The following is a 13,026-nucleotide window of genomic DNA, read 5'->3' as shown; positions in this document are numbered from 1 at the left end:
TTTTTTCATTCCTTTATTCTTCAATTTCTTGGAGCTGTTGAATAAACCCCTGTAAGGTTTCGTCTTTTGGATAGTGAGTTTTCGTATACTCTCTTAGCTGATCCAGCAAGTCTTCCCGCATGATATAGTCCGAAAACATATGTAGTTTTTTTTCATAGTCTTCTAAAATACGTTCGGTGCGTTTGATGTTGTCATAAACTGCTTGACGGCTTACTTGATACTCTTCAGCGATTTCTCCTAGAGAAAAATCATCTGCGTAATACAATTCCATGTAATTCATCTGTTTTTCCGTCAATAACGTGGAATAAAACTCAAACAACGCATTCATGCGATTGGTCTTTTCAATTTCCATTTGCTTCCTCCTGTTTTGCAAGCCATTCGACATCGGACAAAACAGTCATGCCTTGTTGTCGAAAATACGCACAAGCGACACCGACCCCTGTTTTTTTGATTCCAGAAAAATTGCCATCATAAATCGTCTGACTGCCACAAGAGGGACTTTTCTCCTTTAGGATCAGTTGGGTGATGCCTTGCTCTTGTAATTTTTGATAAGCAATTTTCGCGCCGGTAGTAAACTCTTCGGTCACGTCTTCTCCTGAGATGGTGACGACCTTCGCCCGTTGTGCCCAAACATCCACCCCATCACCACCGACGATTTCGGCCGGTTCCCGTGGGATCGGCAAACCGCCAAGAACTTCTGGACAGACCATCATGGCTTGACCTGCTCTTACCAGTTCGATCAATTGTGGCACTGCTTGGTGTTTTCCATCATAGCGGCAAAGTGCACCGCCTAGACACGCACTGATTCCGATCATTTCGCACCCTCAGCTTTCCTATGAAATCGTCCTTTATTATAGCATTTATTTAGTGGTTGCAATAGTACCAATTGTCTATTCATGCTAAAATAGGACTTGTTCGTTGAAATTTAATCGTTTCTTGAAAAAAAGAAACGAAAGGAGTGTATCATGAAAAAAATTCTCGTTGTCGATGATGAACCTTCCATCGTCACACTTTTAACCTTTAATTTAGAAAAAGAAGGCTACCAAGTCGTCTCAGCCGCAGATGGAAAAAAAGCTTACGAATTAGCTTTGTCTAAGCCTTTTGACTTTATCATCTTAGATGTCATGCTGCCAAATATGGACGGTATCGAGATCACGAAGAAATTGCGCCAAGAAAAAATCGAGACCCCGATTCTCGTCTTGACCGCAAAAGATGATCCAATCGATCGGATCTTAGGCTTAGAAATCGGCGCCGATGACTATTTGACGAAGCCTTTCAGCCCTCGAGAAGTATTGGCTCGAATGAAAGCTATCTTCCGTCGTTTAGAACCCCGTCAACAAACACGAGAAGAAGATCAACCTGCAGAGATTCTGCAAGTCGGTGGGATCCAAGCAGACCTGACGAATTTCCAAGTCAGTGTGGATGGTGAGAAAATCTTCCTAACGCCAAAAGAATTCGAGCTGCTAGTTTACTTTATGAAACGAAAAGGCCGCGTGATCGATCGCGATACCTTGCTCAATCGCATTTGGAACTTCGACTTTGATGGACAAAGTCGCATCGTGGATGTTCACATCAGTCATTTAAGAGAAAAATTGGAAGCTGATCCAAAACGGCCGGAATACTTAGTAACGGTTCGGGGATTCGGGTATAAATTTCAGGAGCCAGTCTAATGAAAAAACGCTATGGCTATGGTTTATGGTCGATTGGCCTATTGCTGATTTTTTTTCTAAGCTGGCAAATTCTTAGCAGTTTTTACCGTCAACAAGTCATTGCTCAACAAGTGGATTTCCTTCAAGAAAAAGCTACCGTTTTTTTGAATCTCTCAGATAACCAAACCGCAGCGCTCGAACAATTTGCGGATACCTATGTGGAAGATAGCAATAGTCGCATCACTTTGTTAGATGATCAAGGTCAGATTATTTTCGATACCTATGATCATACACTGCATGAAAACCGCTCCGATCGTCCAGAAGTCCAAGCCGTTTTGCGCGGAAGCGCCGTCGGTCAGTCTCTGAGGGAAAGTGATACCTTACATGAAGAATTGCTCTACGTGGCAGTCCCTGTCAAAGAGGAAGGAAATCTGACGCAAATCTTACGAATCGCCGAACCGACTGCTGCTTTTTTTGCAAAAAACCAAGGAATCAAGCAGTCGATCTTGATTGTCTATCTTGTCTTTTGTTTCTTGATCAGCCTACTGATTTTCCATACCTTGCGTCAGCGGAATCGTCCGATCCAAACGATTCTGCCCGTCGTAAAGAAAATGATCAGCTCGCCCGATCAACAAGCAATCATTATGCAAGAAACACCTGAACATGATGAGTTGTATCAACTGATCAATCAGCTGAGCGAACAAATGAGCCAGACCTATCGTGCCTATGCAGCATCTGAACAACAACTTTACGGATTGCTCAGTGAATTGATGATCGGTGTCTTTATCATCAATGAAGAAAATCAACTGCTGCTGTTGAATCCGACGATGCAAGATCAGTTGGGGATGGAAACTGTGCCTACCTTGCCGCAACCTTTTACTGAAGTGATTCATGACACACAATTGATCCAGTTAATCTATCAATTTAATGACGAGACCCCTATTTTCCATGCGGAGACCACCCTTAGCGGAGAACGTTCAAAAGTCCTGGATGTTACCTTGCGGAGTTTCCAAGAAAACCAGTTGATTGGTATTTCCTATGACTTGACGCGCATCAGACAATTAGAAAAGATGCAAAAAGATTTTGTCGGCAATGTTTCCCATGAATTAAAAACGCCGGTAACTTCCTTGATCGGGTTTACTGAAACATTGTTGGACGGTGCCAAAGAAGATCCTGAAACCTTGCAGACCTTCTTAGAGATCATCCAAAAAGATGCCTATCGCTTGAAAAATCTAATACAAGATATCATCCAATTGTCTCAAGACAGCGATTCTTTCCAGTATGTCAATCAGCCAATCGACTTTTCCGAACTGCTGCAACAAGTCCTTCAAACTTATGGTCCCGCAGCTGCTAAGAAGCAATTGACCTTTCAATTTGAAGGACCAGAACACTACATTTTGTCTACCAAAAAAGAGCTGCTGCAGCCCATCGTAAAAAATCTAGTTGAAAATGCGGTCACCTATTCAAAACCTGGTGGAACCATCAAATTATCCTTTTCCGAGCAAGACGACCAGCTACTATTTCAAGTGCAGGATCAAGGCATCGGCATCGATGAAGAAGATCAAGAACGAATTTTTGAACGGTTTTATCGGGTAGACAAAGCCCGCGCCCGCAATTCTGGTGGCACTGGACTCGGACTGGCTATCGTCAAAGACTATACCAAATTATTAGGCGGCAGCATCAAGGTGGACAGTTTCCCTAAAATTGGTTCTACCTTTACGGTGACTTTGCCGCTTCATGAAGAAAGATGATTATTGATAAAAAACAGCCGAGAAAACGCCTAGTGGCATTTTCTCGGCTGTTTTTTTGGAACCATGCTTACTTAACAACTTTTGTTGCGGATTCATTAACGTAACCTAACCAAGTTCCTTTATTATCATAAATTGACAGGTAATTACTACCATTAAAGTGGCGATACACATAGCGCGCTTCGAAAGTTTGTCCTTTCATGGCATTAGTCACCGTACTTTTTTGCTTCCAAGAGAAATTTTGCCAGAGTGGAAAATTCTGAGTAAACGTTATTTTTTTATGGTAACTTTGGTTTATTCCGGCAGCATTACTTGCTTCCTTTGTTCCATTGGCATTGATATAGCCAAGCCAAGTTCCTTTGTTATCGTACAATGATGAATAGGTACTTCCATTGAAATGGTTATAATATACTTTTACTTGGAGTGTTTGACCGTAAAAATTACTACTTTTATTTTTTTCTTTCCAAGAAAAGTTTTGCCAAATCGAATAATTTTTACTTGTAACAGTGACATATTTACCACTTGAAATAGCTGTTCCACCTGCATTATTCGCTGTTTTGGTACCATTAGCGTTCATATAGCCTAACCATGTACCAGATTGATCATATAGTGAATAATAAATACTGCCATTTAAGTGTTCATAGCGATATTTCGCTAGAACTGTTTTGTTCAAGTAATCCTTGCTGGATGCCTTTACTTTCCATGAAAAATTTTGCCATATCGAGTAATTTCCACTGGTGATCGTTACATAGCGTCCATCGGCCAATGCGGGGCCTTGATTCGTTTGAACTGCTAATTTCGTTGAAGCGATGTACCCAATCCATTTTCCAGAAAAATCATAAACTGAATCATAATACGTGCCATCAAAGTGATGGTAGGTACCGGTTACTTTATAGGTATTTTTCACCATATCTGAAGTTATCGGTGCAGTCCTAGTAAACGTAAAATCTCGATATATTGTTCCTGGCTCTTTAAATTTGACATAGGTTTGTTTTGATTGCCAATTCCCTTGAGGACCATCAGCAACTTTGACGCCACCAGAGTTAATGTACCCAACCCAATTCCCTTGGTTGTCGTATAACGAATAATAGGTGCTACCGTTAATATGCTCATAACGCACTTTTATTTGCAGGGTCTGACCCAGATAAGCTTTAGAGTCTGCTTTTTTTGTCCAAGAAAAATTTTGCCAAATCGTATAATTGTCTTTTACAACGGTGGCATAACGGCCATCATTGATCGCACCACCTTGTCCTTGACTGATAAAATACTTGTTATAATCTGAATTCATATCAAAGGTGCCATTGATCCCTGGGAATGTAACGTTATATGTCCACTGCCATGCACTATAATCCGTATACTTCTGATTTTGCGGTTCGTATGGATATTGTGCGATCCAAACTTTGTTTTTTCCTAAAGCAACAGGGTCGATCGCGTTATCCGTGACCCACGACACACCTATATAATGATGCGTATTTGAATAACCCAACTCTTTTAATCTATTTTCAAAAACTTTTGACAATTGTGTATGGTCTGCTTTTTTCTTAATGTTTGGCTCTTCAATGTCATTGACCATCAAAGCAGAGGTCGGCAGGTTTAGCTGTTTGGCATAGCTTACAAAATAATCTGCTTCCGCTTTTGCCTGTGCCTCAGTGGTGAACCAACTGTAGTGATAAGCATGTACAATCAGGCCTGCAGCTTTAGCATTTGCGATTTGACTTGCAGCTAAGGGATTTCGATAAGAAGTTGCCTCTGTCAATTTCACCACCACTGCAGAAACGCCATAACTTTTAATCAACTTGAACTGCTCCACAGTGATCTCTCCGTTGTGGGAGGAAATATCAATAAAGTCTTGCTTTGGGGTTGAGGGATCTCCTGCTGAAATATAAGGAACACTAGAAACAGACCGTGCCGAACGGCTTAAGCTGACTTTCAAATCTGAACGGCTTCGATACGTTGGGTCTAATCCTGAGCTGATATCATAGACAGAATCCGAAGCATTGTCTGGGCTTTTTTCTTCACTTTCGGCTGTACTGCTATCAACAGTCGTACTGCCCGTTTCACTGCGGTTACTTGATGATGTTGTCTCACTCGTTGAATCAATTGAGTCTTCGCTGGTTTCACCTGTATTCGAGCGAATTGTTTGGCTGTCACTGCTTGTCACATCATTCGTCTCAGAGTAAACAATAGCAGCCTCTTTTGACTCACTTGTTGATTCTGTGTCTGCAAAACCAACACGCATGCCAAAAATGACAAAGGCCGTTCCCGCATACAATGCTGCTATTAACATTTTTTTTGGAAATCTTTTCATTTTTTTCCCCTTTCACTGAATATTCATCTATATTCACTATCTATTTTACATAAAAAATAAAAAAAAGGTACAAAAAAAGAAGGAGTTCTTCCCTTCTTTTTTTGTACCTTATGAAAACTGTTTATTCAACATTCGTTACTTCGCCGTCTACACTGCGTTCTACTTTCATATCAGTGATTGGCAAATATCCTAATTCGATAACGATTCCTTGTTGGACATCGTCTGTCATGATGTAATCAAGAAAGGCTTTGACGTTAGCATCTGGCTCGCCGTTCGTGTACATATGCTCATAAGACCAGATTGGCCATTTGTTATCTGCAATGTTTTCAGGAGTTGCTTCTACTCCATCAAGAGATAGCGCTTGGATCGAATCGTCCACATAGGATAAAGCAAGGTAGCTGATTGCTCCTGGTGTTTCAGCAACGATTTTACGAACTGTTCCAGAAGAATCTTGTTCTTGTGTTTGGATCGTCTCTGCACCATCTAAGCCCCATTTTTCAAAGGTCGCTCTCGTACCGCTGCCTGATGCGCGGTTGATTACAGAGATTTCTTGATCTGCTCCACCTAGTTCAGACCAATTCTTCACTTTGCCTGTAAAGATATCGATTAAATCTTGTTGGCTAAGATCCGTAACGCCTGCGTCTTTATTCACTACTGGTGCCATACCAACTACAGCTACTTTATGGTCAACTAATTTGCTGGCATCCACACCATCTTTTTCATCCGCAAAAACATCGGAATTACCGATCGTCACAGCGCCTGCTTCTACTTGACTTAAGCCAGTTCCGCTACCGCCACCTTGAACCGTAATTGTATAATTGGGATTGTCTGCTGAGAAGCTTTCACCTGCTGCTTCAACCAAGGGTTGCAATGCAGTTGAGCCTACCGCTAAAATTTCTACATTTTCATTTGATGCGGTACCTGATGAAGATCCGCCTGATGCTTGACTGCTCTCAGTGCTTGCGCCACCGCTCCCACAGCCAGCTAATAATAAACCAGTTGCAAAAAATAAAAGTCCCAATTTTTTCATTTAGTAAATCTCCTTTCGTTATATGCTTAGTTTAGCAAGGCGGTGTAAACCCTTGATGGATTTCATGTAAAGAATCGATAAAGCGATGTAAATCTTTTGTAAAGTTCGTCGATTGCCTATAAAAGCCCCCACTGAATCCATCAGAGGGGGCTTACTTTATCTAAAAACGAAAGAAACGTTTGTAGAATCAATTGCTTTGCATATAGCGTGTCAAGCGATCCATCGCTTCCACCAAGTTTTCCATACTTGCCGCATAGCTTAAACGAACATAGCCTTCTGCTTCGGGACCAAAGGCGATACCCGGGATGATTGCTAATTGATTCTTTTCGGCTAAGTCGACACAAAAAGCCATGGAATCTTGGTTGAAACCAGCTGGTATTTTGGCAAAAATGTAGAATGCACCAGATGGCTTCGCCATTTCAAAACCAAGGGCAGTCATTTTTTCAAACAAGTAATCTCGACGTTCACGGTAATCGGCTTTCATGACTTCTGCATCATTGATGCCTTCGATCAATGCCCGCACAGCTGCTTTTTGAGAAATCGTTGATGCCGCAGTCACTAAGTATTGGTGAACCTTAATGATCTGAGCAGTCAACGCTTCTGGTGCAAAAATGAAGCCGACACGCCACCCAGTCATCGCGTGAGATTTCGACAAGCCATTGATCACGATCGTTTGGTCCCGCAAGTATTCGGCAATGGATACATGGGTTTCATCATAAGTCAACTCACTATAAATTTCATCGCTAATAACAAAAACGGGGTATTTTTCTAAAACTTCTGCCAATGCTTTGACTTGTTCTCGGGTATAAACGACCCCTGTTGGATTGCTAGGATAATTCAAAATGACTGCCTTGACTTGCTCCCCATGCTCTTTTAAGGCTGCTTCCAAAACGTCTGGCGCTAAAACAAAGTCATTGTCCGTCGTATCAAGATAAATCGGTTTGGCATGAGCTAAATGGATGACTGGTTCATAGCCTGGATAAATTGGTGCTGGTAGAATCACTTTATCACCAGGTTCCAGCGTGGCTAATAACGAAGCTGAGATTGCTTCCGTTGCACCGATCGTCACTAATACTTCTGATTGAAAGTCGTAATCAAGCTGATATTTATTTTTCAAAAAGAGACTGGCTGCTTGCCGAACATCTGCTAAGCCTGCCATTCCAGAATAGTGGCTGAAATTTTGTTCAATTGCTTGGACACCCGATTTTTTCACGTGCTCCGGTGTGTTGAAATCCGGCTCGCCTAACGTTAACTTTAAAATATCAGGAATTGAAGAAACCCGTTCATCAAATTTACGAATCAATGAAACAGCTATATTGTACACTTCGTGATTGAAGCGTTGGCTTACGTCTGCCATAGTATCACTCCTTTGAATTAAGCAAATTCATTCGCTATTGTTGTTAATCCTAACACAAAAAGGCGACGATTTTAAGCAACGGATGAAATTAATCTAATAACGATAAATCCGTTTGCTTATTTACAAACGAAATCAACTTATGTTAGTATATATATAAACAATAATAGGAGCACCCAAAATGAAACCTTATCAAGAGTTTACCATTTCTGATTACCAGCAAGGATATGTCGCAACATCAACGGAATATTGTTGCGTATTTTGTCAGGAGACCTTCGACAAAGAAGAAATCTATCCCGTTGATGGCGCCTTTTTTACGGCAAAAAAACGAATGATGCAGCATATCACTGAGCATCACGGAACCGTTCTATCCGCATTGTTGGCTTTACCCAAAGAACAAACAGGCTTATCAGAGAGCCAACAGGAGATTTTACAATTGTTTGCCCAAGATATTAGCGATACTGTGATTGCCCAGCGCTTAGCTATCTCTTCTTCGACTGTCAGGAATCATCGCTTTAAGCTAAAAGAAAAGCAGCGACAAGCGACTGTTTTTCTAAGTATCATGTCCTTGTTGCAAGATAGCCCGTTGCTACCGCCTCACAAAGGGGCGACGATGCTTGATGATCGCTATGCCATTACGGCTAGTGAAAGAGAAAAGATCATTGCCACTTATTTTGATGAAACGGGGTTTATCAAACAATTTCCCAGCAAAGAAAAGCGCAAGATCGTTGTCTTAAGTGTACTGGCACAAAAATTTGATCCAAAGAAAAATTATTCAGAAGCTGCCGTCAACGATGTATTAAAACAAGCGATCACCGATTACGTCACTGTCCGACGTTATTTGATCGAATACGGATTTATGCAACGGACGAAAGACGGGAAAACTTACTGGTTGACTTAAAACCTAGTCTGTAACTGGCTGGAACTTTTGTTGGATGGATGGACAGTATCTTTCACAGTGTTAAAAAGTCAAAAAGCTCCAGTTTTTTACAAAAAAAAGACAAAGTACGAAAACACCCGTACTTTGTCTACTGTCTGAAACGCTGGGACAAGTTCCAGCGTTTATTTTTCTTTTAGAAAGATTTTTTTGATGATCAATTTATCAAATAATTGCGTTTGATTGTCTTGTTCCCCAATGACTTCAGCAGTCACCGATTTGCCGTCTTGTTTTTTGCGCAACTGATAAACAATCTTGCCTGTTTCTTTCAATTCGTTCACCATATCGACGACACCGCCAAAACCTGTTTTACGAGTGATGAAGCCTAACGCCACCATCCGCTCATCTAAATTTTTTGCCGAGATGCTGGCACCGGTGATCAGCGCTTGCCGCATGATTTGTAAGAATTCCTCTAGCCCTGCCACTGGCGGCTGTTCGGGTTCTTCTTCCATCAGCGGTCGCTGACGCAAATAATCTAATTCCTGCAATAACGTTTCATACTGCTCTTGTGTCAACATGACCCCCGCCACTTTTTCACGATTGAATACATATACTGCTGTTCCTGCTTCTCGCGCTTGATTAAATACATCCATCGGAGATTTTTTTACTTCAGTAATTGAAGTAGTGGGAACATCCAACTTCTTCAGTTCCATAATCAACGTCCTCCTTGTCTCAACGAACACATTATAGCATAAATCCAGAAGCAGATTATAGAGGTATTTCACTGCTCCTAGGAAAAGAAACAAAAAAGCGGCTAATCGCCGCTTTTTTCGATTGACAAGGTCATTGCATTGATGGCAACGATGATCGTGCTCATAGACATCAAGACAGCTCCGACTGCTGGGTTCAAAATGATCCCGATCGGTGCGAGGACGCCAGCTGCCAAAGGAATGGCAAAAATATTGTATCCTGCGCCCCACCAGAGATTTTGAATCATCTTGCGTCTTGTTTTTTTCGCCAAAGTCAAGAAGTGCAAGATGTCTTGAGGTTCGCTATTCGTCAAAACGACATCGGCTGAATCGATCGCTACATCGGTACCCGCTCCGATCGCAATCCCGATCGTCGCTCTTGCAAGACTTGGGGCGTCATTGATCCCATCGCCTACCATTACGACGCGCTTGCCCTCTTTGACATAGTCACTGACTAGACGTTCTTTATCGTCTGGCAACATTGCCGCATGGAAGGCTTCGATTCCTAGGTAATCGGCTACGGCTTGCGCCGCTTCTTGGTTGTCTCCAGTAGCCATAACTGGTGTGATGCCTAAGTCTTTCACTTTTTGAATAAATTGACTCGCTTCTGGTTTCACCTTATCCCCTAATGCGACGATTCCTTCCACTTTGCCGTCATGAACCAAATAGCTGATGGTATTGCCCTGTTCTTGATAATTTTCCAAGGAGTTCCCTTGATACTGAATGGCTAATTGCTCCAATCCTTTTTGATTGACGATCAACCACTTCTGTCCATCGATCACGCCTTCCAGACCAATCCCTGTCCTTGTTTGAACATCAGTCGTCTTTTTGGCTGTAATGTTTTCCTTTTCAGCTTGGGCTAAAATACCTTCTGCGATCGGATGATTGGCGGTTTTCTCAAGACCTGCTAGGTAAGCGAGTACTTCTGATGCAGAAAGACTGCCTGTCGCCTCGATGCCAGTTACGGTAAACGTTCCTTCTGTTAACGTACCGGTCTTATCGAGGATCAGATAATCAACATGATGCGCATTCTCCAGTGCGTTGCGATTTTTTAAGAGCAAGCCATTTTTGGCAGCGATCGATGTCGAGCGAGCAACCACGAGGGGAATCGCTAGCCCTAACGCATGGGGACAGGCAATGACGAATACCGTGACCATTCGATCAAGAGCAGTCGGTAGGTCAGCAACAAACAGCCATACAGCAAATGCCAAGACACCAGCAACTAACGCAATATAAAACAGCCATTTTGCCACTTTGTCCGAAAGTGCTTCTAAGCGGGATTTATCAGCTTGGGCTTTTCGCACCATTTCCATGACTTTCGCTAAGTAGCTGTCTTCCCCAGTTCCTGTGACTTCCATCGTGATGGTACCATTGCCGTTGACAGATCCTCCAATGACAGTACTGCCAATGGTTTTAGGTACCCGTCTGGATTCACCAGTAACTGCCGACTCATCGATCGTTGTTTCTCCTTCAAGGATCGTTCCGTCTGTAGGAATCTTATCTCCTGAGCGAACGATCAACTGTGTTTTGTTGGTCACTTCTTCTAATGGAATCTGTTCTTCTGATCCATCCGCATTTTTCCGAATCACTTCTTTTGGCAATAGTTCTGCTAATTTCTGTAATGCATTGCCAGCATTAGAAACTGCATTCATCTCGATCCAATGCCCCAACAACATGATCACGATCAGAGTCGCTAGTTCCCAGAAGAAATCCATTACATGAGGAACAGCAAGAAAATGATTGGCGATAAACGCGTAAAGACTATAAAAATAAGAAACCGTGATCCCCATAGCAATCAACGTCATCATGGCTGGGCTTTTTTGTTTCAATTCCATTTTCGCACCACTTAAAAACGGCTGCCCGCCATAGAAAAACAGGATCGTTCCTAAAAGCAATACGACCCAATCTGAGCCGGGAAACGTGAACTGAAAGGGCAATTCGATGCCCATCATTGGTGATAAAATGACGATTGGAATCGCCAAAACCAAGGATAGCCAAAACTTTTGCTTAAAATTTCCCATATGCATACTATGATCCATGCCACCCATTCCATGATCCATATGGCTATGATCCATATGGCTATGATCCATACCAGACATCTCATGATTCATGTGACTATGGTTCATGCCAGACATCTCATGGTCCGTGTGACTCTGGTTCATGCCAGACATCTCATGGTCCTTATGACTATGATTTATTCTGGAAACTTCATGATCCATATGACTATGGTTTCTATCGGAACTTTCATGCTCCTGCTGTTTTGATGTCGCCCTGTGATGATCCATCCCATTCATCTCATGGATTTCTGCCACCTGTGATTGCGCAGGTTGCTCTTGTCCCTGCGTACCATTATCCTGCTCATTCCTAGGTTCATGCCTATGATGGCTTGACGTCTGACGATTGTCTGCAGGTGACGTTTTTTTCTGATTCATCCTAGTATTCCCCTTCCTATTTCACTGAATATCCGTACATTCTTGCTCCTTCATACAAAAGCTTCAAGCGGCTGGACACTTTTCATTTGTTTTGATTTTTTCCTTTTCACTTTAGCAATTCCATCGCTTACTCAAATACCCCTTGATAACCCGCTTCGGAGACCGCATTGACTAAGGCTGTTTCTGTCACTTGCGACTCGTCAAACTTGACTGTTCCGCGAGCTTTTTTCAAGTCCACTTTAGCTTTTTTCACACCCGGTACGTCACTAAGCGCTTTTTCAACTTTTGCCGCACAATGGGCGCAATTCATTCCGCTGATTTGCATATTTTTTTTCATTACTATTCCTCATTTCTTTTAACAGTTCGTTGGCTACTTATTTTGTTGCATGGGTTTTGCATTGGCACTGACCAGGAATACAATTACACGAAATCGCTGCTACTGGCACTTTTTGGTCGACTGCTGCTTGGAGCATCGCCAAATCTTCTGCCGTCAATGCTGCTTCTTGGATCATTTCTGCTAATGTCTGCCCAACTTTTTTGGCACAAATATGAGAAAAAAGATTCTCAGCTGCGCTGCGAACGGTTGCTTCTTCGGAAACAAGCGGCGAATAAACAAATTTTTTTCCTTGGCTTTCTGTTTTCAATACGCCTTTTTTGACGAGTCGTCCTAAAAGCGTCTTGACTGTCGCTGCTTTCCAATTTTTATTTTCGCTCAATAAAGCGGTGATCTCTTTCGCGTCGGATTGTCCTAATGTCCAGATCACACGCATGACTTCCCATTCAGAATCGCTGATTTTGATTGGTTCGACCACAGATTGCATTTGTCCACTTCCTTTCATAAGTGATTCACATTTTTAAGTTTACATCTGTAATCGTATT

General features: G+C 42.2%; 12 protein-coding genes. 3 read left to right on the top strand and 9 right to left on the bottom strand.

Annotated features, from left to right (window positions below):
* Nucleotides 1-13: 13 nt before the first annotated feature.
* Nucleotides 14-352, bottom strand: a complete 339-nt coding sequence (locus IGI78_RS04850; RefSeq protein ID WP_430618539.1) for a putative DNA-binding protein — start codon at nt 350-352, stop codon at nt 14-16.
* The gene (locus IGI78_RS04845; protein WP_077453503.1) at nt 342-815 is read right to left on the bottom strand and encodes a DUF523 domain-containing protein; all 474 of its coding nucleotides are present in this window, start codon (nt 813-815) and stop codon (nt 342-344) included. Before IGI78_RS04845 ends, IGI78_RS04850 begins: the two co-directional genes overlap by 11 nt.
* Before the next feature lie 150 nt (nt 816-965).
* Here IGI78_RS04845 and IGI78_RS04840 point away from each other — a divergent pair, with 150 nt between their 5' ends.
* The gene (locus tag IGI78_RS04840; protein ID WP_081118430.1) at nt 966-1,670 is read left to right on the top strand and encodes a response regulator transcription factor; all 705 of its coding nucleotides are present in this window, start codon (nt 966-968) and stop codon (nt 1,668-1,670) included.
* Nucleotides 1,670-3,400 (top strand): two-component system histidine kinase PnpS, encoded by a 1,731-nt coding sequence (pnpS, locus tag IGI78_RS04835; protein ID WP_081118429.1) that lies wholly within the window; start codon nt 1,670-1,672, stop codon nt 3,398-3,400. Before IGI78_RS04840 ends, pnpS begins: the two co-directional genes overlap by 1 nt.
* A gap of 67 nt (nt 3,401-3,467) precedes the next feature.
* On the opposite strand, the gene IGI78_RS04830 is transcribed toward pnpS, so the two are convergent.
* The 3 genes from IGI78_RS04830 to IGI78_RS04820 all read right to left on the bottom strand — a co-directional run bounded on the left by IGI78_RS04830 (nt 3,468) and on the right by IGI78_RS04820 (nt 8,092).
* A complete protein-coding gene (locus tag IGI78_RS04830; protein WP_081118428.1) occupies nt 3,468-5,705 on the bottom strand; it encodes a GH25 family lysozyme in 2,238 nt (745 codons plus the stop codon).
* A 121-nt stretch (nt 5,706-5,826) separates the two neighbouring features.
* Nucleotides 5,827-6,735, bottom strand: coding sequence for a phosphate ABC transporter substrate-binding protein PstS family protein (locus IGI78_RS04825; protein WP_081118427.1), 909 nt, complete (start codon nt 6,733-6,735; stop codon nt 5,827-5,829).
* 187 nt (nt 6,736-6,922) lie between these two features.
* Nucleotides 6,923-8,092, bottom strand: a complete 1,170-nt coding sequence (locus IGI78_RS04820; RefSeq protein ID WP_081118426.1) for a pyridoxal phosphate-dependent aminotransferase — start codon at nt 8,090-8,092, stop codon at nt 6,923-6,925.
* Between the two features lie 178 nt (nt 8,093-8,270).
* Between IGI78_RS04820 and IGI78_RS04815 the strand changes: the two genes are divergently transcribed.
* Entirely contained in the window at nt 8,271-8,990 is a 720-nt protein-coding gene (locus IGI78_RS04815; protein ID WP_081118425.1) for a DUF2087 domain-containing protein, read from the top strand.
* Between the two features lie 161 nt (nt 8,991-9,151).
* Here IGI78_RS04815 and IGI78_RS04810 read toward each other — a convergent pair whose 3' ends face one another.
* The 4 genes from IGI78_RS04810 to IGI78_RS04795 all read right to left on the bottom strand — a co-directional run bounded on the left by IGI78_RS04810 (nt 9,152) and on the right by IGI78_RS04795 (nt 12,968).
* Nucleotides 9,152-9,679: a type II toxin-antitoxin system Phd/YefM family antitoxin gene (locus IGI78_RS04810; RefSeq protein WP_005237249.1), complete on the bottom strand. Its 528-nt coding sequence runs from the start codon at nt 9,677-9,679 to the stop codon at nt 9,152-9,154.
* Nucleotides 9,680-9,780: 101 nt separating this feature from the next.
* The gene (locus IGI78_RS04805; RefSeq protein ID WP_288362708.1) at nt 9,781-12,147 is read right to left on the bottom strand and encodes a heavy metal translocating P-type ATPase; all 2,367 of its coding nucleotides are present in this window, start codon (nt 12,145-12,147) and stop codon (nt 9,781-9,783) included.
* A 127-nt stretch (nt 12,148-12,274) separates the two neighbouring features.
* Nucleotides 12,275-12,484, bottom strand: coding sequence for a copper chaperone CopZ (copZ, locus tag IGI78_RS04800; RefSeq protein WP_077453509.1), 210 nt, complete (start codon nt 12,482-12,484; stop codon nt 12,275-12,277).
* A gap of 37 nt (nt 12,485-12,521) precedes the next feature.
* Nucleotides 12,522-12,968 (bottom strand): CopY/TcrY family copper transport repressor, encoded by a 447-nt coding sequence (locus IGI78_RS04795; RefSeq protein ID WP_008377382.1) that lies wholly within the window; start codon nt 12,966-12,968, stop codon nt 12,522-12,524.
* Nucleotides 12,969-13,026: the final 58 nt, after the last annotated feature.

The organism is Enterococcus sp. DIV1767, assembly GCF_050542585.1.
Taxonomy (GTDB): Bacteria; Bacillota; Bacilli; order Lactobacillales; family Enterococcaceae; genus Enterococcus_D; species Enterococcus_D innesii.
This window is presented reverse-complemented; position numbering and strand designations above follow the sequence as displayed.

Excerpts from the sequence above, each read along its gene's own strand:
- IGI78_RS04850 (WP_430618539.1), bottom strand. The coding sequence starts at position 352 with ATGGAAATTGAAAAGACCAATCGCATGAATGCGTTGTTTGAGTTTTAT.
- IGI78_RS04845 (WP_077453503.1), bottom strand. The coding sequence starts at position 815 with ATGATCGGAATCAGTGCGTGTCTAGGCGGTGCACTTTGCCGCTATGAT.
- IGI78_RS04840 (WP_081118430.1), top strand. The coding sequence starts at position 966 with ATGAAAAAAATTCTCGTTGTCGATGATGAACCTTCCATCGTCACACTT.
- pnpS (WP_081118429.1), top strand. The coding sequence starts at position 1,670 with ATGAAAAAACGCTATGGCTATGGTTTATGGTCGATTGGCCTATTGCTG.
- IGI78_RS04830 (WP_081118428.1), bottom strand. The coding sequence starts at position 5,705 with ATGAAAAGATTTCCAAAAAAAATGTTAATAGCAGCATTGTATGCGGGA.
- IGI78_RS04825 (WP_081118427.1), bottom strand. The coding sequence starts at position 6,735 with ATGAAAAAATTGGGACTTTTATTTTTTGCAACTGGTTTATTATTAGCT.
- IGI78_RS04820 (WP_081118426.1), bottom strand. The coding sequence starts at position 8,092 with ATGGCAGACGTAAGCCAACGCTTCAATCACGAAGTGTACAATATAGCT.
- IGI78_RS04815 (WP_081118425.1), top strand. The coding sequence starts at position 8,271 with ATGAAACCTTATCAAGAGTTTACCATTTCTGATTACCAGCAAGGATAT.
- IGI78_RS04810 (WP_005237249.1), bottom strand. The coding sequence starts at position 9,679 with ATGGAACTGAAGAAGTTGGATGTTCCCACTACTTCAATTACTGAAGTA.
- IGI78_RS04805 (WP_288362708.1), bottom strand. The coding sequence starts at position 12,147 with ATGAATCAGAAAAAAACGTCACCTGCAGACAATCGTCAGACGTCAAGC.
- copZ (WP_077453509.1), bottom strand. The coding sequence starts at position 12,484 with ATGAAAAAAAATATGCAAATCAGCGGAATGAATTGCGCCCATTGTGCG.
- IGI78_RS04795 (WP_008377382.1), bottom strand. The coding sequence starts at position 12,968 with ATGCAATCTGTGGTCGAACCAATCAAAATCAGCGATTCTGAATGGGAA.